Annotated in this window: 16 protein-coding genes; 11 read left to right on the top strand and 5 right to left on the bottom strand. The window is 47.4% G+C overall.

Annotated elements, in window-relative coordinates:
• The first annotated feature begins 12 nt into the window (after positions 1 to 12).
• The 8 genes from PFJ30894_RS10990 (at position 13) to PFJ30894_RS10955 (ending at position 8,673) form a co-directional block, all read left to right on the top strand.
• Positions 13 to 744 (top strand): glycosyltransferase family 32 protein, encoded by a 732-nt coding sequence (locus PFJ30894_RS10990; RefSeq protein ID WP_125669837.1) that lies wholly within the window; start codon positions 13 to 15, stop codon positions 742 to 744.
• Positions 745 to 749: 5 nt separating this feature from the next.
• The gene (locus tag PFJ30894_RS10985) at positions 750 to 1,757 is read left to right on the top strand and encodes a glycosyltransferase family 2 protein (protein ID WP_125669836.1); all 1,008 of its coding nucleotides are present in this window, start codon (positions 750 to 752) and stop codon (positions 1,755 to 1,757) included.
• A gap of 30 nt (positions 1,758 to 1,787) precedes the next feature.
• A complete protein-coding gene (locus PFJ30894_RS10980) occupies positions 1,788 to 2,795 on the top strand; it encodes a glycosyltransferase family 2 protein (RefSeq protein WP_021717803.1) in 1,008 nt (335 codons plus the stop codon).
• Positions 2,796 to 2,814: 19 nt separating this feature from the next.
• On the top strand, positions 2,815 to 4,338 hold the full coding sequence (locus tag PFJ30894_RS10975) for a lipopolysaccharide biosynthesis protein (protein WP_125669835.1): 1,524 nt from the start codon (positions 2,815 to 2,817) through the stop codon (positions 4,336 to 4,338).
• A gap of 377 nt (positions 4,339 to 4,715) precedes the next feature.
• A complete protein-coding gene (locus tag PFJ30894_RS10970; RefSeq protein ID WP_125669834.1) occupies positions 4,716 to 5,945 on the top strand; it encodes an ATP-binding protein in 1,230 nt (409 codons plus the stop codon).
• A gap of 206 nt (positions 5,946 to 6,151) precedes the next feature.
• The gene (gene sfsA, locus PFJ30894_RS10965) at positions 6,152 to 6,832 is read left to right on the top strand and encodes a DNA/RNA nuclease SfsA (protein ID WP_125669833.1); all 681 of its coding nucleotides are present in this window, start codon (positions 6,152 to 6,154) and stop codon (positions 6,830 to 6,832) included.
• Between the two features lie 100 nt (positions 6,833 to 6,932).
• On the top strand, positions 6,933 to 8,156 hold the full coding sequence (locus tag PFJ30894_RS10960; RefSeq protein WP_125669832.1) for a class I SAM-dependent rRNA methyltransferase: 1,224 nt from the start codon (positions 6,933 to 6,935) through the stop codon (positions 8,154 to 8,156).
• A 22-nt stretch (positions 8,157 to 8,178) separates the two neighbouring features.
• Entirely contained in the window at positions 8,179 to 8,673 is a 495-nt protein-coding gene (locus PFJ30894_RS10955; RefSeq protein ID WP_125669831.1) for an HD domain-containing protein, read from the top strand.
• Between the two features lie 171 nt (positions 8,674 to 8,844).
• Here the strand turns inward: PFJ30894_RS10955 and PFJ30894_RS10950 are convergent, their stop codons facing one another.
• Positions 8,845 to 10,320, bottom strand: coding sequence for a glutamate synthase subunit beta (locus PFJ30894_RS10950; protein WP_125669830.1), 1,476 nt, complete (start codon positions 10,318 to 10,320; stop codon positions 8,845 to 8,847).
• Positions 10,320 to 14,903, bottom strand: coding sequence for a glutamate synthase large subunit (gene gltB / locus PFJ30894_RS10945; protein ID WP_125669829.1), 4,584 nt, complete (start codon positions 14,901 to 14,903; stop codon positions 10,320 to 10,322). Before gltB ends, PFJ30894_RS10950 begins: the two co-directional genes overlap by 1 nt.
• Positions 14,904 to 15,204: 301 nt before the next feature.
• On the opposite strand from gltB, the gene PFJ30894_RS10940 reads away from it, so the two are divergent.
• The 3 genes from PFJ30894_RS10940 (at position 15,205) to PFJ30894_RS10930 (ending at position 19,729) form a co-directional block, all read left to right on the top strand.
• A complete protein-coding gene (locus tag PFJ30894_RS10940) occupies positions 15,205 to 15,633 on the top strand; it encodes a hypothetical protein (protein WP_197714946.1) in 429 nt (142 codons plus the stop codon).
• 74 nt (positions 15,634 to 15,707) lie between these two features.
• The gene (locus PFJ30894_RS10935; RefSeq protein ID WP_125669827.1) at positions 15,708 to 18,341 is read left to right on the top strand and encodes a calcium-translocating P-type ATPase, PMCA-type; all 2,634 of its coding nucleotides are present in this window, start codon (positions 15,708 to 15,710) and stop codon (positions 18,339 to 18,341) included.
• A gap of 47 nt (positions 18,342 to 18,388) precedes the next feature.
• Entirely contained in the window at positions 18,389 to 19,729 is a 1,341-nt protein-coding gene (locus PFJ30894_RS10930; protein WP_125669826.1) for a hemolysin family protein, read from the top strand.
• 58 nt (positions 19,730 to 19,787) lie between these two features.
• Here PFJ30894_RS10930 and PFJ30894_RS10925 read toward each other — a convergent pair whose 3' ends face one another.
• The 3 genes from PFJ30894_RS10925 to PFJ30894_RS10915 form a co-directional block, all read right to left on the bottom strand.
• Positions 19,788 to 20,747, bottom strand: a complete 960-nt coding sequence (locus PFJ30894_RS10925) for an L-lactate dehydrogenase (RefSeq protein WP_046431434.1) — start codon at positions 20,745 to 20,747, stop codon at positions 19,788 to 19,790.
• Positions 20,748 to 20,918: 171 nt separating this feature from the next.
• Entirely contained in the window at positions 20,919 to 22,655 is a 1,737-nt protein-coding gene (locus PFJ30894_RS10920; protein WP_125669825.1) for an amidohydrolase, read from the bottom strand.
• A 40-nt stretch (positions 22,656 to 22,695) separates the two neighbouring features.
• Complete coding sequence (locus tag PFJ30894_RS10915) at positions 22,696 to 24,309, bottom strand: MFS transporter (protein ID WP_125669824.1); 1,614 nt, start codon at positions 24,307 to 24,309, stop codon at positions 22,696 to 22,698.
• Positions 24,310 to 24,347 lie beyond the last annotated feature (38 nt).

The following is a 24,347-nucleotide window of genomic DNA, read 5'->3' as shown; positions in this document are numbered from 1 at the left end:
ACGGGAGAAACGATGATACCTAAAATAATTCATTATTGTTGGTTTGGCGGCAAGCCACTACCTGATGAAGTAAAAAAATATATGGAAACCTGGAAAAAATATTGTCCGTATTATGAAATAACAGAATGGAATGAAAGCAATTTTGATGTTAATCAGAATCAATATTGCAGGGAAGCATATGAAGCCGGGAAATGGGCTTTTGTAAGTGACTATGCAAGACTAAAAATTTTGTATGACTATGGTGGTATCTACATGGATACCGACATGGAAGTCTGCAAGCCATTAGACCGCTTAGCAAGTTATGCTTTTTGGTCTGGATTTGAGTCGGAGAGTCAAATCCAGACAGGAATCATGGCTTCCTGTCGGGATAATGATTTATTGGAATATTTATTATCATACTATGACGATAAACATTTTAAGAATGAACATGGCATTTATGATACCACTACTAATGTCACAACGATTACCAGAATGGTAAAAGATAAGTATGATATAGAATTGAATAATACATTCCAAATCTTTGGAAATAATAATGCTATATTTCCTTTTGAATATTTTTGTGCAAAAAGCACAGAAGATGGGAAAATCAAGAAAACTGACAATACCTATACAATACATCATTTTGCTGGAAGTTGGTTGACAACTTATGAAGTGGTTCGTCATAAAATAAAATTGCTATTAGTTAGTTTATTTGGGATAAATTTAGTTATAAATTTGAAAAAAGCTTTAGATAGAAAGAATTAATTATTATGAATAAAGAGCCTTTAATAAATATAATAGTTCCTGTGTATAACACTGAAAAATATATAAGAAAATGTCTTGATTCTATTGTTAATCAAACATATAGAAATCTGGAAATTATTGTAGTAGATGATGGAAGCACTGATAGCAGTGGGGATATTTGTGATGAATATGCACACAAAGATGCTCGTATTAAGGTGATTCATAAAGAGAATGGTGGAGTTAGCTCTGCAAGAAATGCTGGCTTGGACCTTTGCACACCTGGGGGGGACCTCGTTGCCTTTGTTGACAGTGATGATTGGTTAGAATTAAATATGTATGAAACATTATTAGAACAAATATATTTATATAATGCAGACATAGCAACTTGTAAAATTTCCATAGAATATAGTGATAACTCGAGAATAGTACATAAAAAAATAAAAAGTAACATTTGTTTTTCTGTGAAAGATAAAGAAGAGTTAATCAAGAATTTTTTAAATCGTGAAATATATACTTCTTCTTCGAATGATAAATTATATAATCTCAAGTTGTTTAGCGGTATTAGATTTCCAGTCAATCAATTTTATGAAGATAACTATCTTGTTTTGGAGATTTTATTGAGAGCAAAGAAGATAGTTGTTGGCTGTGATTCTTGCTATCACTACAGACAAAATAATAACAGTATAACAAGAAATTTTTCTAGGAAAAAATTTCGAGATGCATTAAAAGCAATTAAACATAATTTGAATCTATTAAAAAATACTTATCCTTTACTGCTGAAAGAAGCATTTGCCTTAAGGTATTTAACATACTTGTCCTTTTTAGATTTATTAGTATTTTCCCAGCAAAGCGACCATATTAGATTAAGCGATAAAATTAGAATGACATTGAAAGGTCATTTAAAACACATTATTAATTCATATAATATGACTTTACAAGAAAAGATAGCATTTATTATTGTTGTTTATAATACTGATTTATATAAAGTATTGCGAAAAATGCAAATAAGAGTACTAAAAAGGGAAGGTTATTGATTTATTATAGGGAAGGATCGATAGTTATATATGAAACGAGAATTTATAAGTGTTATCGTACCAGTCTATAATGTTGAGTACTATTTAAAGCAATGTCTTGATTCTATTGTTAATCAAACATATAGAAATCTGGAAATTATTTTAGTAGATGATGGAAGCACTGATAGTAGTGGGGATATTTGTGATGAATATGCACAAATAGATGCTCGTATTAAGGTGATTCATAAAGAGAATGGTGGATTGAGCTCTGCCAGAAATGCTGGCTTGGACGTTTGCACATCTGGGGGGGAGTTGATTGCCTTTGTAGACAGTGATGATTGGCTGGAACTGGATATGTTTGAGGTTTTATATACAAATTTAAAAGAAAAAAATGTTGATATAGCCTGTGTAGGATATTATCAATGCTATATGAATAAAATTGTGAAAGGCAATTTTTGTAAAGGTAAGTTATATTCAGGAGAAAATTTGATTAGTGAAATTTGTGAAGATGGCTATTACAATCTAGCAGTATGGAACAAGTTATTCAAAAGATCTATCTTTGATAAAATCAGGTTTCCTGACAATAGGTATGAGGATGCTTTTATTTTTTTCGAAATTTTGGAAAGGGTCAGTAAGGTTTATATAAGTCAAGAAACAAAATATTTTTATCGGCAGAGAAAAGACAGTATCATGAATAAGGTATTTGACGATAATGTTTTAGATAATATTACATACAGGGAGTTGTTTCTTGAAACTGCGCATAAGAGATATCAAAGATTAATTCCACTAATGTCATTCAATTGTAAAATGGGCTATTTTTTCGTGTTAGGCATATTAGCTAAAAGTAAAGATATTAAGAATAAGTTTGAATTGGCAAGGGAATTGCAGCGGAAAATGCGAGAAGGCATAAAAGAAGTTATTAAAAGCGACAAAGTCAATTTTAATGGAAAAATTGCATACACAAGTCTTGCTGTGAGCTTCAAATTATATCAATATTTGTTTGAATTGAATAAATTTATCAAAAAACTGTCTGGCAAACAGAATATATTATACCCGTGAATTGCGGTTGAGGTTATGAATGGCGAGAGTAGAACAGGCAAGGAAAAACATCAAGTATTCAACAATTGCATATATTTTAAAAATTACTTTACAGTTCGTGGTTCGTCTGGTTTTCGTTAAGTCGCTGCCTATAGAATATTTGGGTATCAATGGATTGCTAAGTAATTTTTTATCAATGCTGTCATTGGCAGAATTAGGCGTAGGACCGGCCATAATATACAGCTTATATCAACCGTTAGCGAAGAAAGATACAGCGACTATTAAAGCGTTGATTGCATTGTTTAAAAAAGCTTATACTGCTATTGGTCTGTTTATTATTGGTACTGGTATCTGCCTGTTGCCATGGCTGGACTGGTTTATTAAAGGCAATACTGTTACAGACATACACTGGTTTTATCTTGTATTTTTACTCAATACAGGTATCAGTTATTTTTATTCATATAAACGAAATCTACTGATTGCCGATCAGAAACAATATATCAACAGCATCTATCAAAGCAGTGGGCAAATAGCACTTGCAGTTTTACAAATTATGTTTTTACTTGTATATCCAAGCTATTTAATTTACATAATATTGATGTTGCTAGTAACAGTAAGCGAAAATTATGCTGTTGCTAAAAAAACAGACGGGGTTTATCCCTATCTGCAGGAAAAAAATGTACAGGTTTTATCTGCTGACATCAAAAATACGATCCTTAAAAACATTAAAGCTATGATTGCCCATAAAATAGGCGGTATGACGGTGTTTTCGACAGCGAACTTGATATTGTCAAAATTCGTTGGCTTAACAGCGGTGGGGTTATACAGCAATTATTATCTTGTTATTGCTGCTTCAAATAGTTTTGCCGGTCAGTTTTTTGCTTCGATAACAGCAAGTATCGGTAATTTGATAGTGTTGGAACGTAATCAAAAGAAAGTTGATATTTTTAAGGTTACTGAGTTTATAGTAGCCTGGCAGGCACTGATTATTGTCTGCGGCTTTTTCACCTTGTTAAATCCCTTGATCGAACTTTGGCTTGGGAAGCAGTTTTTGTTTGATGAAGTGGTAGTGACCTGGTTGATAATAAATTTTTATTTAACATATATGCGTATGGCTGTGAATGCTTTTAAGGATGCCAGCGGCCTGTATTGGAACGACCGTTATAAGCCGTTAGCAGAATCAGTAATCAATTTGATTGCTTCTGTGTATCTTACTATTCATTACGGTGTTATCGGAGTTATCTGGGGCGGGATTATCAGTACATTACTGACTTGTTTCTGGGTAGAACCGTATGTTTTATTTAGGAACAGTATCGAGATCAAACTGAAAGACTATTTTAAGGATTATTTCAAATATGCTGCTGTGACTTTGCTGACATCTGTTGTCAGTAAGTGGCTGTATACTAAGTTACTCATCGAGGTTACTATCATTAACTTTGTGCTTGGTGTGGTCTTGTGTTTGGTTGTTACTAATGCGGTGTGGGTTCTGGTTTTTCGAAAGCGAGAGGAAATGGTTTATCTGCACAATATTGCCAGGGATAAGTTTGGCATGAAATTTTTGTAGTTTTACAGGAAAATTTTGAATTTTATTTTCACTGTTGGTATGTAGTACAACAGATTGCTTTTAAGATAGCTACTAGTTGATTAGTGCTGAACTATTGCTGACAGGGACAGAAAGTAATGACAGGGATTAAAAATAAATGTGCGATTTTCAACAAAGCTTTTAACAAAGCTGCTGTGTGTTAAAACGCTTGATATAGGCTGGGAATGGAATTTGTCAGGGAAAGTAGTACATGGTAATCAACAAAGGTTATACATAGTGAGTACAAAGCCGTTGCAAAGGATTTACACCTAATAAGAGAGATAAGAAGAATGAGAAGGAAAAGAAGTTTATTTAAAACTCACTTTTCTAAATTTGTTTATATAAGGAAGTAAAATACGATGTATATCAAACGCCATTTGGAGACGACAATTGAAAAACTGAGCGGTTGTTGTAAGGTACTTTTGGTTACTGGGCCGCGTCAGGTAGGAAAGACGACTTTGCTGCGCAGGCTGGCAGAAGGCAACAGGACTTATGTGACGATGGACGATATCAACGTACGCAGCTTGGCAATGACGGAACCGGGGCTGTTTCTGCAGCGGTATAAACCGCCGCTCTTGATCGATGAGATCCAGATGGCGCCGAAGCTGCTGCCGTACATTAAAATGTACGTAGACGAGCATGGCAATAACGGTGACTTTTGGCTGACAGGGTCGCATGCTTTTGATTTGATGGAAAACGTCACAGAAAGCCTGGCAGGCAGGATCGCTATCGTTCATCTGCTTGGGTTCAGCCATGCCGAAGTAGCCGGTCTTGGTGCGGGAGCTTTTGTGCCTGAAGAAAAATTTTTGCTGCAGCGGGCGCAGGAAGCTGAGATACTGCCGATGCGTGATTTGTTTGAGCAGATCTGGCGCGGCAGTATGCCGGCGCTGAACAATGCCTCAGAGCAGGACTGGAACAACTATTACTCTTCCTATGTGCAGACCTTTCTGCAGCGTGACGTCAGGGCGCTGACCCAGGTCAATGATGAACTGCAATTTTACAGGTTTTTATGTGCGGCAGCCAGCTATACCGGCAGTATGATCAACTATGCGGCGCTGGCTAAGGAAGCGGAGATCACTGCGCCGACGGCAAAGCAGTGGCTGAAGGTACTGGCAGCGGCGGGGCTGGTATATTTACTGGAGCCGTTCATGCATCCGAATTTAAAATATGGTGTGAAAGCGCCGAAGGTATATTTTACCGATACCGGCCTGGCTGCTTATCTGCTGCGCTGGAGTAATGCCGAGATCTTGGAAGCAGGGGCAATGTCGTCGAGCTTTTTGGAAACCTGGGCGGTGATGGAGATCTACAAGAGCTTCAGTAATTGCGGACAGATACCGCCGCTTGGTTATTACCGTGACTTTAACAGCCGGGAGGTAGAGCTTGTGCTGAATGTTGATGGCAGCATACATCCTTTGGCGATCCGCAAAAGCTCCAGCCCGGTGAAAGAAACGAAGAAGTTTGATATCCTGCGGCCGGTGGCAGAGGGAGAACGGGCCTTGAAATTAGGTGCAGGCGGCGTGATCTGTTTCGCCAATGATCTGCTGCCGATAGATGCCAGGAACTGGTATATACCGGCCGGGCTGTTGTAAAATTATCAATAAGTATTTTAAGGAATAACCTTTGCTGATTTTGAATGTGAGATTCAATGCAGTAAGGGTTATTTTATATTTAGGTGAAAGTAAACTGTTTTTATTGCCGGGGAAATAAATATGTTTGAAGTTAAGACGAACTGCCTTTTGTCTTTGCCTTAGGTGTAGTATAATGAAAACATCTTTTAAAGAAAATGAGGCAGAAAATGCATTATAATGAAATAAAACAGGGTTACTTTATTGCACGACCCAATCGTTTTATTGCTCATATCGAGCTGGACGGGCAGGTTGAGGTTTGTCACGTGAAGAATACAGGGCGCTGTCGTGAGCTTCTGACGCCGAGAGCGGTGGTTTATGTAGAGTGCCATCATGACCTCAGTCGTAAGACAAAATATTCGTTGATTGCTGTCAGAAAGGGCAGCCTGCTGATCAATATGGATTCGCAGGCGCCGAATAAGGTGGTGGGCGAATGGCTGACGTCAGGTGAACTGCTGCCGGGGCTTACGCTGCTGAAGCCTGAATGCAGGTATGGTGCTTCGCGCTTTGATTTTTATGCAGAAACGCAGCAGCAGCGAATGTTTATTGAGGTGAAAGGCGTGACGTTGGAGGAAAATGGCGTGGCAATGTTTCCCGATGCGCCGACAGAGCGCGGTATCAAGCATTTAGATGAGCTGGCGCAGGCGGTGCGGGATGGTTATGCCGCCACGGTGATTTTTGTGATCCAGATGCGCGGAGTGACCAGTTTTACACCGAATCGCCGCACACATGCGGCTTTTGCCGAAGCGCTGCAGCGGGCACAGCAGGCTGGCGTACAAGTGCTGGCTTATGATTGTGACGTAACGTCGGATGGCCTTAGTTTGGGAAAGCAGATTCCCTGCTGTTTTTAAATTGGGATATATGCTATAATAAAAAATCCTAGCGCTGTGCCTGCTTCAAGAGCTGGGGGCAGCATAGGGGCAGTACAGCTGAAAAAGAACGGAGCAGATTATGAGAGCTTATACGAAATTTTATATTACGCCGAAGGGCGAGAGAGCCGCCCGCAGCGGCCATCCATGGGTCTATGCAGAGGAAATAACCAATATTGAGGGCGAGTACCGGAATGGTGATCTGGTCGATGTGGTAACAAACAAGGGCAAATATCTGGGCACCGGGTTTGTCAACGACCATTCCAAGATCAGGGTGCGCCTGATTTCGACCAATACCAATGATAAATTTGACGCTGATTTCTGGGAACGGCGGTTGCGTTATGCGATCGATTATCGTCGTACTGTAATGCCAGGAGCCGATTTTAAATGCTGCCGCCTGATTTTTGGTGAGGCCGATCATTTTCCAGGTCTGACAGTAGACCGGTTCAATGACATTTTGGTTGCACAGACTTTATCACTGGGGATAGAAGTGCGGAAAGAGTTGATTTTTAACCTGTTGTACAAGATTCTACGTGAGCAGGGTGAGGAAATCAGGGGATTGTATGAACGCAACGATGTGAAGATCCGCCTGCTGGAAGGTATGGAAGAAAATAAGGGCTGGTTTGCGTTTGCAGAGGCTGCAGAACCAGGGGAGCCGTTGACGGAAATCGTTGAAAACGGAATCAGGTATAATGTAGATGTGGAGAACGGTCAGAAAACAGGCTTCTTCTTGGATCAGAAGTATAATCGTCAGGCGATTGCTAAGATCGCCCGTGGTAAGCATGTACTGGACTGTTTTACACATACCGGCGCTTTTGCTCTTAATGCTGCAGCAGGAGGCGCTGCTTCTGTAACAGCTGTAGATATTTCGGCCGAGGCAGTGCAGATGACGGACGCCAACGCCTCTAAAAACGGCTTGGATAAAGTTGTTAAAGGCTTGAAGGCCAATGTTTTTGATCTGCTGTCAGAGCTGGTCAATAATAAGTCCCAGGAATATGATTTTATTATTTTAGACCCGCCGGCGTTTACAAAGTCGGGCAGTACGGTCAAAAATGCCATCCGCGGCTATAAAGAGATCAATTTAAAGGCTATGAAGCTGCTGCCGCGCGGCGGTTATCTGGCGACTTGTTCCTGCTCGCATTTTATGAAGGAAGAGCTGTTTGTGCAGATGCTGCATGATGCGGCTGCAGACGCCAATGTACAGCTGCGGCAGATCGAGGCGCGCCAGCAGTCGCCTGACCATCCGATTTTATGGAATGTCCCGGAGACGTATTATTTGAAATTTTATATTTTCCAGGTAGTTTAAGTTGTGATTTGGAGGCAAGATAATGCAGCTGCAGCAGTTATTGGAAGCTATGATCGCTTATATGGGCGGCGACGCCCGGCGGATCCAGCACTTTATTAAGGTACATGCCCTGGCGCAGTTGATCGGACGTCAGGAGCAGCTGAACGAAAGGACGCAGTTTATTTTAGAAGCTGCGGCGCTGACTCACGATATCGGTATCAAAAATGGCGAGGCGAAGTTCGGCGTCGGTAAATGCAGCGGTAAAACGCAGGAGCTGGAGGGACCGCCGGCAGCGGCAGAACTGCTGGCAAAGTTAGGTTTTGCTCCTGACGTCTGCGAGCGGGTATGCTATTTGATTGGGCATCATCATACTTATACCAATATCGATGGTATGGATTATCAGATTTTAGTGGAAGCTGATTTTTTGGTGAATTTTTATGAAGATGGCATGAGTAAGGAGGCTATCCAGACTGCCTGCGGGCGAATTTTTAAAACGGCGTCTGGTATCAGGCTGTGCCGCCAGATGTTTGGAATTTGAATGATGTATAAAAAGCACTTGCCGTAATGAAGCAGGCAAGTGCTTTTTCTGTTGTAAATAATCGTGGGAGCCTGCGCCTGCAGGAGCAGAAAATGGAACAGACCCTTATGGCAGCGGCTTATGCCGACTGACCGTAAGGGTCTGTTCACTATGTTAAGGAGAGGGGAACGCTTATTTAACTGCCGTCAGATATTTGTCAATGGCGGCTGCGGCTCCGCGTCCCTCGGCAATGGCCCAGACTACCAGGCTTTGGCCGCGGCGGGCGTCGCCAGCCGCAAAAATACCGGGGATCGAGGTCATATAATCATTATCATTGGCCGCAATAGTATTGGCCTCTGATCTGGCAAATTTAAATTCGTCAAATAACTGTGTTTCAGTGCCTATAAAACCCATTGCCAGAAGCACCAGCTGAGCTGAAACTATTTGTTCTGTTCCGGCGATCTCGACAGGAATTAAACGCCCGGCTTCCTTCTGCCAGTCGATCTGGCAGAGCCGCAGTTTATCGACTTTTCCATTTTTGCCGATAAATTCCTTGCTCATGATACAGTAGTCGCGCGGATCCTGGTGGTACAGCTCGAAGGCTTCTTCCTGCCCGTAATCAGTTTTGAAAACACGAGGCATTTCCGGCCAGGGGTTATCTGCAGTACGGGAATGGGGCAGACAGGGCATGATCTCGATCTGTTTTACGCTTCTGCAGCCCTGACGAATGGCTGTCGCTACACAGTCGGTGCCGGTATCGCCGCCGCCGATGACGATAACGTCTTTCCCCTTGGCGGAAACAGCTTTTTTATCCTGCAGGCTGCTGTCTAAAAAGCTTTTAGTGACGCTGTGCAGATAATCCTTGGCAAAGTGGATGCCCTGCAGCTCGCGGCCGGGGATGGTCAGATCACGCGGTACGGTACTGCCGGTACAAAGGGCGATCGCATCGAACTGTTTCAGCAGTGTTTCCGAAGAAATTTTGTGGCCGATCTCACTGTTCAGTTCAAAGGTGACCCCGGCCTCTTCCAGAAGCTTGATGCGTCGTTCTACCAGATGCTTGTCCAGCTTCATATTGGGTATACCATACATCAAAAGCCCGCCGGCGCGGTCGGCACGTTCATAAACGGTAACGCTGTGGCCTGCCTTGTTAAGCTGGTCAGCACAGGCCAGGCCGGCCGGGCCGCTGCCGATAACGGCAACTTTTTGGCCGCTGCGGTGAGTCGGCTTGTTGGGTTTGACATAGCCTTCTGCAAATGCTGTTTCAATGATATATTGTTCAAGATTGCGGATACTGACCGCACTGCCTGCCAGGCTGGCACTGCAGGCTCCTTCACAGGGAGCCGGACAGACGTGCGAGGTGAATTCCGGGAAATTATTAGTTTTATTCAGGCGCGCATAGGCGAAATGATCCAGCCCCTGATAAACAAAGTCGTTAAATTCCGGCATCAGATTATGCAGCGGACAGCCTGATAAGGCTTTGCCCAGCATTACGCCGCTGTGGCAGAAGGGAATACCGCAGTCCATGCAGCGCGCAGCCTGTTTTTGCAGTTCTTCTTTGTGAGGCAGACTGCTGGTTTTGATTTCTTCCCAGTCTTTGATGCGCTCCTGAGGCGGGCGCAGCGCAAGTTCCTGCCGTTTGTAATCCATAAATCCGGTCGGTTTACCCATTATGCCTGCACCTCCTCAAATACTTTGATCGTCGCTTCCTGCTCGCTTATACCGCTTTGCAGGTATTGGGCTACTTTTTCGGTAACGCGCTTATAATCTTTGGGAATGACCTTGACAAATTTTTTGACGTAACTGTCCCAGTCTGCCAGAATCCGGCGGGCAATACTGCTGCCGGTATATTCTGCGTGTTTCAGGATCATTTTCTGCAGCTGCATGGTATCATTGATTTCCTTCAACTGTTCCAGCAGTACGATTTCTTTGTTACAGTAGCCCGAAAAGGTACCGTCTTCATCTAAAACATAGGCAATACCGCCGCTCATGCCGGCAGCAAAGTTCCGTCCGGTCTTACCCAGAATAACGACGGTGCCGCCGGTCATATATTCGCAGCCGTGGTCGCCGACACCTTCGATAACGGCATTGACGCCGCTGTTGCGAATGCAGAAACGTTCACCGGCAATACCGGAAATATAGGCTTCACCGCTGGTGGCGCCGTAGAAGGCAACGTTGCCGATAATGATGTTTTCGTGAGGATTGAAAGGCGCTTCTGCAAAGGGATGGATGATGATTTTACCGCCGGAAAGACCCTTGCCGACGTGGTCGTTGGCATCGCCTTCGAGACGCAGGGTGATACCGGGCGGTAAAAAGGCTCCAAAGCTTTGTCCGGCCGAGCCTTTGAAGTGCAGTCTGATCGTATCTTCCGGCAGGCCGTCCAAACCGTAAAGGCGAGTGATCTCACTGCCGAGGATGGTACCGACGACACGGTCGGTATTTTTGATAGGAAGCGTGATATCGACCTGTTTTTTGCCGGCGACAGCGGTTTTGCAGATTGCCAGCAGCTCGCGGCAGTCCAGCGATTTTTCCAGCTGGTGGTTTTGTTCGGTGGTGCAGACCTGGCTGGTGCCCGGTTCTACCTCCGGTTTATAAAGCAGCGGCGCTAAGTTAAGGTTTTTATTTTTCCAGTTACGCTCCGGTTTAGCTAGCAGTACTTCCGTACGTCCCACCATTTCGTCGATACTGCGGAAGCCCAGCTCGGCCATATATTCGCGAACCTCCTGGGCAATGAAGTGCATAAAGTTGACGACATACTCCGGTTTGCCCTTAAAGTTACGGCGCAGCTTCGGGTCCTGGGTAGCGACGCCCATAGGACAGGTATTCAGATTGCAGACGCGCATCATAACGCAGCCCAAAGCGATCAGCGGCGCAGTGGCAAAGCCGAACTCTTCGGCACCCAGCAAGGCGGCGATGATCACGTCGCGTCCGGTCATCAGCTTACCGTCGGTTTCCAGAGTCACACGGTTGCGCAGGTTGTTGAGCAGCAGCGTCTGATGGGTCTCCATCAGTCCCAGCTCCCAGGGCAGTCCGGCGTGGTTGATACTGGTGCGGGGCGAAGCACCTGTACCGCCGTCGTAGCCGGAGATCAGCACTACATCGGCACAGGCTTTAACGACGCCTGCGGCAATGGTGCCGACGCCAACCTCAGAAACCAGCTTGACGCTGATTTTGGCACGTGGGTTGACGTTTTTCAAATCGTGTATCAGTTCGGCTAAATCTTCGATCGAATAAATATCGTGATGGGGCGGCGGAGAGATAAGGCCGATACCGGCAGTAGTCCCGCGGCATTCGGCGATCCAGGGATAGACTTTACCTCCGGGCAGCTGACCGCCTTCACCTGGTTTGGCACCCTGGGCGATCTTGATCTGGATCTCATCCGCGTTGACCAGATAATTGCTGGTAACGCCAAAGCGGCCTGAGGCCACCTGTTTGATAGAACTGCGCTTACTATCGCCGTCAGGCTGGGGACGGAAGCGGGAAGGATGTTCGCCGCCCTCGCCCGTATTGGACTTACCGCCGATACGGTTCATAGCGATCGCCAGACATTCGTGCGCTTCCTGGCTGAGCGAGCCGTAGCTCATTGCGCCAGTTTTAAAACGTTTACAGATGCTGTCTACAGATTCTACCTGTTCGATAGGTATCGGCAGCCGCTGCGGAGTGAAGGTCAGCATACTGCGCAGGTTCTGATTGGCAAAAGCACTGCTGTTCAGTTCGCGGGAAAAGCGTTTGAACATAGTGTAATCGTTTTCGCGGCAGGCCTGCTGCAGTGCAAAAACAGTCTGCGGATTGAACATATGCCGTTCGCCGCCGCTGCGCCATTGGTAAACACTGCCGGATTCATAGCTGCACAGATCAGACGCATCAGCTTTGAAGGCCGGCAGATGACGCAGCTCTACTTCTTTGGCGATCTCGTCCAGGCCGATCCCTTCCAGTCGGGAAGGTGTGCCGGTGAAATATTTTTCGATCACACAGCTGCTGATGCCGATAGCTTCAAAAATCTGGGCGCCGCGATAAGACTGCACTGTAGAAATACCCATTTTGGAAAGGATCTTGGCGATACCGTGGGTGCAGGCGTCGATATAGTTTGCGGTGGCCTGCTCTACTGTAACGCCGGTGATCATACCGTTAGAGCACATTTCTTCGATCGTTTCAAACGCCAGGTAGGGATTGATGCCGCTGACGCCATAGCCAAGCAGCAGTGCAAAATGATGCACTTCGCGCGGTTCGGCCGATTCGATAATAATGGAAGCTTTGAGCCGGCTGCCGCTTTTGATCAGATGATGATGCAGGCAGGCGCCGGCCAAAAGGGCAGGAATAGCCGCCATTTCTTCGTTCATTTCACGGTCAGATAAAATCAGAATACATTTATCCTGTGCGATCATAGCGTCAGCCTGTGCGCACAGGCTGTCAAGTGCGTGTTTGAGCCCTGGTCCGCCGGCGGCTACCGGGTAAAGCATCGGCAGTGTCGCCGCCTGGAATTTAGGCTGCTGGATATTTTTGAGCTTGGCCAGCTCGATATTGCTCAAAACAGGCGATTCGGCCGAGATCTGCCGGCAGCTGTCAGGCTGCGGGTCGATCAGGTTTTTCTCCGGACCGATGCCGCTGGTCGTATCAGTAAACACTTCCTCGCGAATAGCGTCTATAGGAGGATTGGTGACCTGGGCGAAAAGCTGCTTGAAATAGTTGTATAAAAGCTGCGGTTCTTCGGATAAAACGGCCAGTGGAGCGTCGTTGCCCATCGCTCCCAGCGGATCTATCCCCTTAGTAGCCATTGGTTTCAGAAACTTGGTCAGGTCTTCCAGCGTATAGCCAAAAGCCAGTTGCCGTCGCAGCAGGGTTTTGGGATCGGGCTTCGGCAGCTCGGTAGTGAGCTTGATCGCATTCAATTTAATAAGATTTTCGTCCAGCCATTTGCGATAGGGCTGTTCGGTAGCTATTTTATGTTTGATCTCGTCGTTGCCGATGATGCGGCCTGCTACAGTATCGATGACCAGCATCCTGCCCGGCCGCAGACGGTCTTTTTTGACAATGGTCGCCGGATCCAGATCGACGACGCCGACCTCGGAGGCCAGAACGATCGTATCATCCTGAGTAATGTAATAGCGGGAAGGCCGCAGGCCGTTGCGGTCCAGAGCGGCGCAGATAGTGCGTCCGTCGGTAAAGGCCATGGCGGCAGGTCCGTCCCAGGCTTCGATCAGAGAATTATGGTATTCAAAAAAAGCTTTCAGATCCGGATCGATATGAGGATTTTTGCCCCATGGTTCGGGAATCATCATCATTACAGCATGCGGCAGGCTGCGTCCCGACATGACAAGAAATTCCAGACAGTTATCGAACATTCCCGAATCAGAGCCGGTTTCGTCGATGATAGGCATGATATCTTTGATCTTGCTGCCCCAGAGGCTGTTGCCGCACATCGTTTGGCGGGCGCGCATCCAGTTGATGTTGCCGCGCAGGGTATTGATCTCGCCGTTATGCATCAGATAACGGTAAGGATGGGCGCGTTCCCAGCTGGGAAAGGTGTTGGTGCTGAAACGGGAATGGACTAAAGCCATTGCTGTTTCCATAGAACTGTCCTGCAGGTCAGAATAAAAAGAACCCAGCTGCTCCGTAGTCAGCATCCCTTTATAAACGATAGTCCGTGAAGACAGGCTGGCGATATAAAAATACCTGCCGCCGCGCAGCCTGCCATAGCGAATATGATTTTCGGCCTGACGGCGGATGCTGTACAGCTGCCGTTCAAAGGCATTATCGTCGATGCTCAGCCGATCGATGACCTGCGGGCTGGCCTTGATAAAGACCTGCGCCATGAACGGCTGGCTCTGGCGTGATTTTTCACCCAGTACCTCCGGGTTGACCGGTACGTTACGCCAGCCTAAAAGCTCCTGTCCGTTTGCAGTAACAAGCTTTTCAAAATGACGCTGGGTGTTTTCTCTCTCTACAGCGTCAGGCGGCAGGAACATAAAGCCAACGGCATAATGGCCGGGCTGCGGCAGTTCGATATCGAGCTTGGCACATTCTTTGACCAGAAAGGTGTGCGGCAGCTGAAGAAGGATACCCGCGCCGTCGCCGGAATTCATATCGGCGCCTTGTCCGCCGCGGTGGTCCATATTGCGCAGCACCACTAAAGCCTGCCGCAGGATCTTATTGGATTTACGGCCTTTGATGTTGGCGACGACACCAAGACCGCAGGCATCGTGCTCGAACCAGGGATCATAAAGTCCCTGCTTGGGCGGTAATGAAGTATACATGTGATTTTCCCCTCTCAAAGCAAATTATATCTATATACAAAACTGCAAGTTTAATTATAAAATACGCAAAAAAGAAATGCAAATTGTATACATTATATTTTAAAGTCTTTGACAAGCGGAATAAAATACTGTAAAAATTAAACAAAAACAGCTTGCAGCAAGTCAGCAACTGTAAAAAGACAGAATATTGAAATGTTTGTGAAAAATCAGTAAGAGCGGCTTTTGCACTATACAAAGTTTATTTAATAGTGTAATATTAAATACTGTAAGGCAATGAATATTGCAGATAGGGGAGATGAAGATGAGTAAGGCCGAAAAATTTGATGAATTTTTAAGTTCCAATAATATCAATTGTTTTTCAAAGGAAGAAATCGATAACGAAATGCACAGCATCGTTTATCGTGCCCATATGGAAGTCAGCAGTCAGAATCTGCCGACGATGATCGTGCTGGACGACAGTATCTATACGATGATCCAGGTGCGCGTTGCCGCTGGCGTTGTCAATGCCGGCAACCGCGAAGGCGTTTTGATGCATATCAACGAGCTTAATAAAAAATACAAGGTTTTTAAATACTATGAAGGCGACAACGGGGATATCTGCCTTGACAGCTGCATCACTACGACTGACGAAGGCTTTGAAGCGCCTGTTATCCACACAGTGATCGATGTTATTTTAAAACATCTGGTAGAAGAATACCCTGTCCTGATGCGTAAAGTCTGGGGCAATTAATTTATAATCATAAATAGCAATGAAGCTGTGAGGCCTTGGGTCCCGCAGCTTTTTTGTAAGGAGGAGCAAACACAGTGAACAAGTTCGGCTTGACTACTGAAGAAGTGAGCAAAGCATTATCCGAGCAGGGCAATAATGCCCTGACTCAGCCCCCGCGCGAAACCTTTTGGGATAAGCTGTGGGAGAATTTTAAAGACCCTATCATCCGGATACTGATCCTGGCGCTGTTGGTCAACGTAGTTTTTGTTTATATGGGGCACGGCGACTGGATCGAAACGATGGGTATTTTTCTGGCCATCATTCTGGCGACTTTTGTTTCTACTTATTCTGAGTACAGCAATGAAAACGCTTTCCAGAAACTGCAGGAAGAAGCCAGCCGTATCCGCTGCAAGGTTTGGCGTGACGGCGAGCCGGTTGAGCTGCATATCGATGATATCGTCGTCGGTGATGCGGTAATTCTGGAGGCCGGTGATAAAGTTCCGGTCGACGGTATCTTACTGGACGGCGATGTGAAGCTTGACCAGGCGGCCCTGAACGGCGAAAGCAAGGAAGCCCATAAGCTGATCGCTCCGCCCGATTTTACCTGGGGCGATGGTACTATCGATTTTCTGGACGAGCATAAGCTGTTCCGCGGCAGCGTCGTTGTCGAGGGGCAGGGCATCATGCAGGCCGTTAAGATCGGCGACAGCTCTATCTACGGTCAGCTGACCCAGGAGCTGAAGGATGATGAACGTGACAGCCCGCTGAAATTAAAGCTTAAGGGACTGGCGCATCATATCAGCCAGTTTGGTTATGCCGGCGGTGTGCTGATCGCTTTGGCAGTCATGCTGCATAAAGCCTATCTGTACGGCGATTTCGGCGCTTATTTTGCTAATACGCCGCTTTTGCTGTCTGATCTGGTGCAGGCTGTTATTCTGGGTATCATCATTATCGTTATGGCGGTGCCGGAAGGGCTGCCGCTGATGATCGCGATCGTTTCGTCGCTGAATATGAAAAAAATGCTGCGCGATAACGTACTTGTGCGGAAGCTGGTCGGGATCGAAACTGCGGGCAGTCTGAACCTGCTTTTTACCGATAAGACAGGCACGATCACAAAGGGCAAGCTGGAAGTCGTACGGTTCATTACCGGCGACCGTCAGGAATACCCTGCGTTTGACGTACTGCCTGCAAAGCTGAAGGCCTTTACTTACCAAAACGTTGTGCTCAATACCTCGGCAGCCGTTTCTGACGGCGCTATGGTCGGCGGCAATATGACTGAGCGGGCGCTCAGCAACTATGTAGGCAGCTACCGTATGGAAGAAATGCTGCACCGTGATAAATTTATTCCTTTCAACAGCGCCAATAAATATTCTTGGGCGGCAGTCAGCGGTAACGGCGAGCGTTACTGCCTGGCTAAAGGCGCTCCGGAAAAGCTGATTTTGCAAACCAGCCACTACTGGGATGCGGAAGGCAACCGCCAGCCGCTGACCGAAGAAATGAAAAAAACACTGGATGACAGAATGCTGGAACTGGCAGCAGATGCGATCAGAATGCTGGCACTCTGCACCTATGAAAGCGATATCGAAGGCGATGAGCTGCCGGCAGACGGACTGACGCTGGTAGGTATTCTGGGGATTCGCGATGAAGTCCGTCCAGAAGCGATCGAAGCGATTGCTGAAGTTCAGGATGCAGGCGTACAGATCGTTATGATCACCGGTGACCGCCGCGAAACCGCGGTAGCGATCGCTAAAGATGCAGGCCTGCTGCAGCGTCCGAACGAGTTGGTCTGGACCTCGGCCGAGCTTGCGGAAATGAGCGACGAACAGGTGAAACTGGAGCTGCATAAGCTACGCGTAGTAGCCCGCGCCCTGCCGATGGATAAATCACGGCTGGTGCGCCTGGCACAGGAGATGAACCTGGTAGTAGGTATGACAGGTGACGGCGTCAACGACTCGCCCGCACTCAAAAAAGCCGATGTAGGCTTTGCGATGGGCAGCGGTACCGAAGTTGCCAAAGAAGCCGGTGACATCGTAATTCTTGACGATAATTTCCTCAGTATCAAACAGGCGATCTTATACGGACGTACGATTTATAATTCTATCTGTAAATTCATCGTCTTCCAGCTGACGATCAACTTCTCAGCCGTAGCGATAAACTTCATAGCACCGTTTATCGGCATCGATAAACCGCTCACCATTACGCAGATCCTCTGGATCAACCTGGTCATGGATACTCTGGCGGCACTGGCCTTCGGCGGTGAGCCAGCGCTGGAAAAATACCTGCGTGAAAAGCCAAAAGACCGCAGCGCACCGATAGTCAGCAAAAAAATGCTGTCTACCATCACTATGGGCGGCGTGTATATGACCTTTATCGCGATCCTCTTTTATAAGAGCAGCTATGTCGATCATCTGTTCCGCAATGCGCCCGACCATATCTACACATATACGGGCTTCTTCTGCACATATATCTTTATGGCGGTAGCCAACGGTTTTAACGTGCGTGTTTCCGGTCTTAACATGCTGGAGCACATCGACAAGAACAAAGGCTTCCTGAATGTAATGGCGCTGATCGTGGCGATCCAGGTGCTGCTGACCTATGTCGGCGGTCGCATCCTGCGTACGACACCGCTGAACCTGCACGAATGGAGCGTAGTTGTTTTGTTCGGTCTGTCGATTATCGTTGTTGACCTGCTGCGCAAAAGCGTTTGCCAAATGCTGGAGAAAAAATAAAAGCCAACCCCTAAACAGAGATTATAAAAAATAGGAGTGATGACTGTATGGATCCTCTCGGGTCTATCAAAGAAGTATTTATTGTTATTGTTTTGATTTTAATGAACGGCCTGCTGGCCATGCTGGAAATGGCGCTGGTCTCGGCGCGTAAAAGCCGGCTGGAGCAGCTGGCTGATGAGGGAAGCAGCAAAGCTGCGTATATTTTAAAGCTTGCTCAGGAACCGACTGAGTTTTTATCAACGGTGCAGATCGGTATCACACTGGTCGGCATCGGCACCGGCGTATACAGCGGCGCCATGCTGGCAGCGCCTTTGGAAGGACTGCTGCGTGAGATCAGCGTACTGCGTCCTTATGCCGGCGTAGTGTCGTATACCTTCGTCGTGGCGCTGGTGACCTATCTCAGTTTGATCTTAGGCGAGCTGATACCAAAAAAAATGGCGCTCAACAACCCGGAAAAGGTTGCCATGAGCTTTGCTGGTTTTATCAAGGTCATTATTACCGCGTTTAAACCGCTGACTGTCTTTTTAAGCGTTTCGACCAGGTTTTTACTGAAGGCGCTGGGGCTTAAGCCAAGTGACGAACCTCCGGTCACGGAAGAAGAAGTGCGCGTACTGCTGGAGCAGGGCCGGCTGCATGGAGTATTTAACGTCGGCGAGCAGAAAATGATCGAAAACGTTTTTGAACTGGATGACCTGCGCGTAAGCGAGATCATGACGCCGCGGACCAAGATCACCTGGCTTGACGTCAACGATCCGCTTTATAAGCACTTGGAGGTCATTGCGGAAAAACAGTATTCCTGCTATGTTGTGGCCGAAGAAGATTTGGAACACGTCCTGGGTGTTGTCTATACGAAACGGTTTTTAGCCGATGTCCTGGGCGCTACCGGCGCTTCGATGCGCAGCTCGGTGCAGCAGCCGCTGTATGTGCCTGAAGGTATGTATACCCAAAAGCTGCTGGATATGTTCAAGGACACACGGATCAAGGTGGCGCTGGTCATGGACGAATTCGGCGGGCTGGCTGGTATGGTGACCCTGCGTGATATTATTGAGCATCTGGTCGGCGATCTGCCTTCCTATGATGAAGAATTTAAACAGGAGATCGTCGAACGTGAAGATGGCAGCTGGCTGGTAGACGGCTTACTGCCGATCAGCGAATTTAAAGACTTCCTTGATCTGGATGAGCTGCCGCTGGAAGAAAAAACGGGTTTCAATACTGTGGCCGGTTTCGTCGTTACCAATATCGGGCATATCCCGACTGCCGGCAACTACTTCCTGTGGAATGGCTACCGCTTCGAGGTTGTTGATATGGACGGCACCCGCATCGACAAAATACTGGTCGAAAAACTGCCGGAAGCGGTAGCTGCAGAGACAGATGTAAAGGACCAATAAACAGAATAATAAAGCCCCGGCCGCTGGCCGGGGCTTTATTTTTATACAGACGCTGTTTTTAAAATTTAAGGGATGCGGCACGGTCTAAAAAGCCGCGCAGAATATCGCAGGAAGCGGCAAACTTGGCTTGTTCTTCGTCAGTGAGTTCGACTTCTAAAATTTCTTCCACACCGTTTTTGCCGATAACGCAGGGAACGCCTGCCGCCACATCGTGCTGACCATATTCGCCGCGCAGCAGGGTCGAGCAGGGCCAGACAAGTTTCTGATCGTGGAAGATCGCGCTGATAAGCATTTTGGCCACATTGGCGATACCAAATTCGGTGCAGCCTTTGCCGTCGATTTCAATATCACCGGCTTTTTTGACCTGCGTTTGCAGATCTTCCAGGCTGATTTCTGCCAAAACCGGACGTTCCCGGCGCAGCTGCAGAAAGGGCTTGCCGCCGATAAAAATACGTGACCAGACGATAAAGCTGGAATTACCATGCTCACCCATACAGAAGCCGTGAATAGAACGGCGGCTGTAGCCGGTGGCCTTGCTGAGTACCCGCAGCAGGCGATAGGTTTCCAGGCTGGTGCCTGTACAGAAGCAGCGGGAAGGCTGCCAGTCCATCTGCCGGCGGATGTATTCGCAGATGATGTCCGCAGGATTGGAAATACTGATCATGATACCGCGAAAATCGACCTGTTTTAAATGTGAAACAACTTCGTTGGCCATTTTGATCGAATCGTCGAACATATCCAGCCGGGTCTCACCGGGTCGACGGCTGCGGCCAAAGGCCATGACCATGATATCGGCATCGTGCAGCTCTTCATAGGAGCCGGCGCGGATACTGACATCTTTGCCGCACAGCGAGCCGCTGACACAGTCATCCAGATCCAGCGCCTGACCGATAGCTTTTTCTTTCAGGATATCTATCAGGACGATATCGTCGGCTTCACCGGATTGGATCAGTGCCAGTGCGACATGTGAACCAACGTGTCCGGCACCGACGATAACAACTTTACGGGTCTTGAACATAAATATTCCTCCTCTGCGATAAATGATTACTTATAGTATAACACTTTTTAGAAACATTGTTGAAATGAAGAAATTTACTGATTTTAGGAATAAGTTATTATTGGGCAGCAATCACAAAAAAGAACGGCAGCTATTGCTGCCGTTCTTTGATAATTATTTAAGCTGTTTACGTTATTGGATAACGCCGCCGGAAACAGTACCGATGATTTCTATATCCTTCATCGTAGCCTTATTGGCTTCGGTAACTTCTTCGGCCAGGACGGTGAAGTCTGCCCATTTTCCGGTCTCGATCGAACCGAGCCTGTCTTCCAGATGCAGCAGCCAGGCGGCATTTAAGGTGATGCAGCGCATTGCTTCATCGGCGGTCAGGCACTGGTCTTCACCATAAACTTTACCGCTGATGCCGGATTTGCGGTTGCAGGCGCACCAGGCGGAAAAGAGCGGATTGACCTCTGTGATCGGGTCGTCGGAATGCACGCCGAAGCGGACGCCGTGGTTGACAGCGCTGCGCATCGGCTCCATGCGTTTGACCTCGTAAGGCCCTACGGTGTATTCAGCATGGACGTCGCCCCAGTAATACAGATGGTTGGCGAAGAAATTAGCGCCGATATTCAGTTCATGCAGGCGTGCCAGCTGGTTTTCAGTTGCCAACTGCACATGCTCCACAGTATGGCGGTAGATGCTGGTTGGGTTTTCTTCCCGCAGGCGTTTTACTACGCGCAGTACCTGCTCGGTAGCGCCGTTGCCGTTAGTATGGATAGAGACCGAGTAGCCGTGTTCCTCACATTCCTTCAGGATATCGAACATGGTATCGTCGTCGTAGATCAGCTTGCCGTTTCTGGCGCCGCTGTAATATTCCTTATTCAGTAAATTGGCAGTATAGCCCTGGATCGAACCGTCAGCCAGAATCTTGGCGTGGTTAAAAATGAAACGGTCATTTTCGATCTGCTGACGCAGCTGCTGCAGGCCATTCCAGCCGCCGAAGACACCATCCATATTTTTACTGTAGAAAGGTTCCACAACAAAACGTACAGGCAGCTGTTCTTTTTTCAGAGCGTTAGTATAACCGTCAATAGCCTTCGGGGTCAGGATAAAGCCGAAAGCCTTATCAGCGATCGTGGTGCAGCCGTTGTGTTTGGCCAGCTTGGCGATATAACGGGTCGCTTTTTCGGCGGTTTCCGCAGCGTCGCCGCTGATCCGCATACCGCCTGCCTTTAAAACATAGGACATAAATTCGGGTTCGGCAACGTTGCCGTTGCAGCTGCCGTCCGGATAACGGCCGATATTGTCGTCGTGGACAGCATCGATGCCGGACAGCTCGATCGCACGGGTATTGACGGTCATCAAATGGCCGGAAGCATGGTTCAGGCAGATGGGTACAGTGCTGGAAACCTGGTCGAGCCATTTGCTGTTGATGTTTTCCAGCTTGGCGTCGCCCAAGATCAGCGGATCGATACCATAAGTACTGAGCCAGTTCTGATCGTTATATTTACCGGGGTTCTTTTCTATTACCTCACGCAGCTTGGCAATGATCTCGTTCGGCGTTTTGCAGCCTCTGGAAATCTCGCCGTCAGCAGTATGCCGGTCAAAGTAGCCGATATAAACATAATTCATATTATACAGGCCGCTTTGCTGAGCGTGCATATGGGCTTCGATAAAACCGGGATAAATAACATTGTTGATAAACGTATCATTGATCTGATAAGAAGCAGCATGCGCTTTAAAATAAGCCTCCATATCGATAAAATCACCGACTGCGATAATAGTGCCGCCGGCAACGGCAACACATTCTGCCCACGGCATCTGCGGGTTCATGGTCACTACCTTCTGCGCGCGGTAGATAGTAACCTGAGCGTTCTGAAAGACTACCGGATCGGAAATCACCTGAAAATTTGCGGACATATACATAAGATCACCTCATTATAAATTTACTGATTAACAGTTAAAATCATTTAGTTATTTTTTCATTGGGCAGCGGTCCGGTGCTGAGCCAGAACAGAGCGCAAATGAAGCCCAGGACATACAGGCCCAGCTGAGTGGAATTTTGGCGGGTGCTGCGGTTGATAGCGGTCAAGACAGCGGCGTCATCGGCATTTGTCGCTTTATCCGCAATATATTTTGCGAAAGCAGCGTCCGGCATAAAGCCGATGGAAGCCTGCTCGCTGATAACAGTTTTGGAAGTACTGCTCAGATCGGCGCTGCTCAAAGCGGCGTCCTTAAAAGTACCGGTGATGGAAAACAGCATGACTACGCCCAGAATAGCGACGCCGATCGCCTGACCGACATTGCGGGTCGCGGTCTGGATACCGCTGGACTGCTGAGCGTCGCGGGCATTGACTGCCCCTGCGATGATATTGGAAGACTGTGAAGCAACAAAGCCCTGCCCGGCGCCGAAGAAGAACAGGCCCACATACATCAGCCAGTTAACTCCGTAAGGATTTAAGGACAACGCCATCGGGATCGTCGAAAGGGCAACCATAGCGATACCCGTGCGGCAGATCTTTTTCGGCGAAGCATCGGGACTGAACTTGGGGATACCCATAGAGAACACGATCATCGGGATCGCCATAGCGCTCATGGCTATACCGGTCATAATGGCGCTGAAACCGGCGACCAGCTGCAGATAAGTGATGACCAGGAAGAACGACCCGCCGAAGCAGAGGAACAGCATCGCTGTAAGATACAGTCCACTGCGTACCTGCGGCGTCGTTAAGAAGGAGGAAGGAATAAGACAGGAACCATAGGTTTTTTCAACATTACGTTCGGTACGGACCAGGAGCACCAGAGTGATAAGCCCCAGCAGCGCGATAAACAAAGCCGGTGACATACCGAACAAAACTAAGGGACTGCCGCCGATAACAGGCGGCGCGATCGGATCGATCAGGCCCCAGACTGGGATCTTGCTGATACCGATGATCAGTAAAAACAGGCCGGCAACGGCAACGACCGTACCTTTCAGGTCAAAACGCACTTTTTGTTCGGGCAGCGGAACATCGCCTACCAGCAGCGAACCTACAAAAACGATAGTAAAATAAACGGCCATGCAGCTAAAGGCTATGCGCCAGTCAAAAGTATCGATCAAAAAACCGGCGGCGATAGGGCCGAGGCAGGAAGCGATACCTGTAGCAGCGCCGATAGCCCCGAAAGCGAAAGCGCGGTCATTGCCCTGATACAAACCGGGGATCAGCCCGAGTACAGAAGGGATAAGGAAACTGGCGCCGATACCGACCAGCAGACGGCCGCCCCAGGTGAACATAAAAATGTTGCCGGAGAAAGCTACGACAAGTTCGCCGACGGCGCACATCGCAGCGCCGATGCGGAAAGTTTTTTTCCAGCCGACGATCAGGCCGACCATACCGCCGACGATCATCAGGCAGCCGGCGCACAAAGAATAAATAATGTTGGCCAGCTGGATGTCTGACATTGTCGCATTAAGACTGGCCAGCAGGGAAGCTGTAGCCACGGTAAGCACCGAATTATCGCCGGAAGTGCCGATCTGGGCCATGACCAGAGGAAAGAGACCGAGAAACTTGTATTTACTGAGAGCAGAGCTAGTAGACATAATGACCTCCCCAAAACTTTAGAATTTAAATATCTTGC

It is taken from the genome of Phascolarctobacterium faecium (assembly GCF_003945365.1).
GTDB classification, from domain to species: Bacteria; Bacillota; Negativicutes; order Acidaminococcales; family Acidaminococcaceae; genus Phascolarctobacterium; species Phascolarctobacterium faecium.
This window is presented reverse-complemented; position numbering and strand designations above follow the sequence as displayed.

What these genes read in the sequence shown, in the direction of transcription:
- PFJ30894_RS10990 (WP_125669837.1), top strand. Translation starts at nt 13, where the DNA reads ATGATACCTAAAATAATTCATTATTGTTGGTTTGGCGGCAAGCCACTA.
- PFJ30894_RS10985 (WP_125669836.1), top strand. Translation starts at nt 750, where the DNA reads ATGAATAAAGAGCCTTTAATAAATATAATAGTTCCTGTGTATAACACT.
- PFJ30894_RS10980 (WP_021717803.1), top strand. Translation starts at nt 1,788, where the DNA reads ATGAAACGAGAATTTATAAGTGTTATCGTACCAGTCTATAATGTTGAG.
- PFJ30894_RS10975 (WP_125669835.1), top strand. Translation starts at nt 2,815, where the DNA reads ATGGCGAGAGTAGAACAGGCAAGGAAAAACATCAAGTATTCAACAATT.
- PFJ30894_RS10970 (WP_125669834.1), top strand. Translation starts at nt 4,716, where the DNA reads ATGTATATCAAACGCCATTTGGAGACGACAATTGAAAAACTGAGCGGT.
- sfsA (WP_125669833.1), top strand. Translation starts at nt 6,152, where the DNA reads ATGCATTATAATGAAATAAAACAGGGTTACTTTATTGCACGACCCAAT.
- PFJ30894_RS10960 (WP_125669832.1), top strand. Translation starts at nt 6,933, where the DNA reads ATGAGAGCTTATACGAAATTTTATATTACGCCGAAGGGCGAGAGAGCC.
- PFJ30894_RS10955 (WP_125669831.1), top strand. Translation starts at nt 8,179, where the DNA reads ATGCAGCTGCAGCAGTTATTGGAAGCTATGATCGCTTATATGGGCGGC.
- PFJ30894_RS10950 (WP_125669830.1), bottom strand. Translation starts at nt 10,320, where the DNA reads ATGGGTAAACCGACCGGATTTATGGATTACAAACGGCAGGAACTTGCG.
- gltB (WP_125669829.1), bottom strand. Translation starts at nt 14,903, where the DNA reads ATGTATACTTCATTACCGCCCAAGCAGGGACTTTATGATCCCTGGTTC.
- PFJ30894_RS10940 (WP_197714946.1), top strand. Translation starts at nt 15,205, where the DNA reads ATGAGTAAGGCCGAAAAATTTGATGAATTTTTAAGTTCCAATAATATC.
- PFJ30894_RS10930 (WP_125669826.1), top strand. Translation starts at nt 18,389, where the DNA reads ATGGATCCTCTCGGGTCTATCAAAGAAGTATTTATTGTTATTGTTTTG.
- PFJ30894_RS10925 (WP_046431434.1), bottom strand. Translation starts at nt 20,747, where the DNA reads ATGTTCAAGACCCGTAAAGTTGTTATCGTCGGTGCCGGACACGTTGGT.
- PFJ30894_RS10920 (WP_125669825.1), bottom strand. Translation starts at nt 22,655, where the DNA reads ATGTATATGTCCGCAAATTTTCAGGTGATTTCCGATCCGGTAGTCTTT.
- PFJ30894_RS10915 (WP_125669824.1), bottom strand. Translation starts at nt 24,309, where the DNA reads ATGTCTACTAGCTCTGCTCTCAGTAAATACAAGTTTCTCGGTCTCTTT.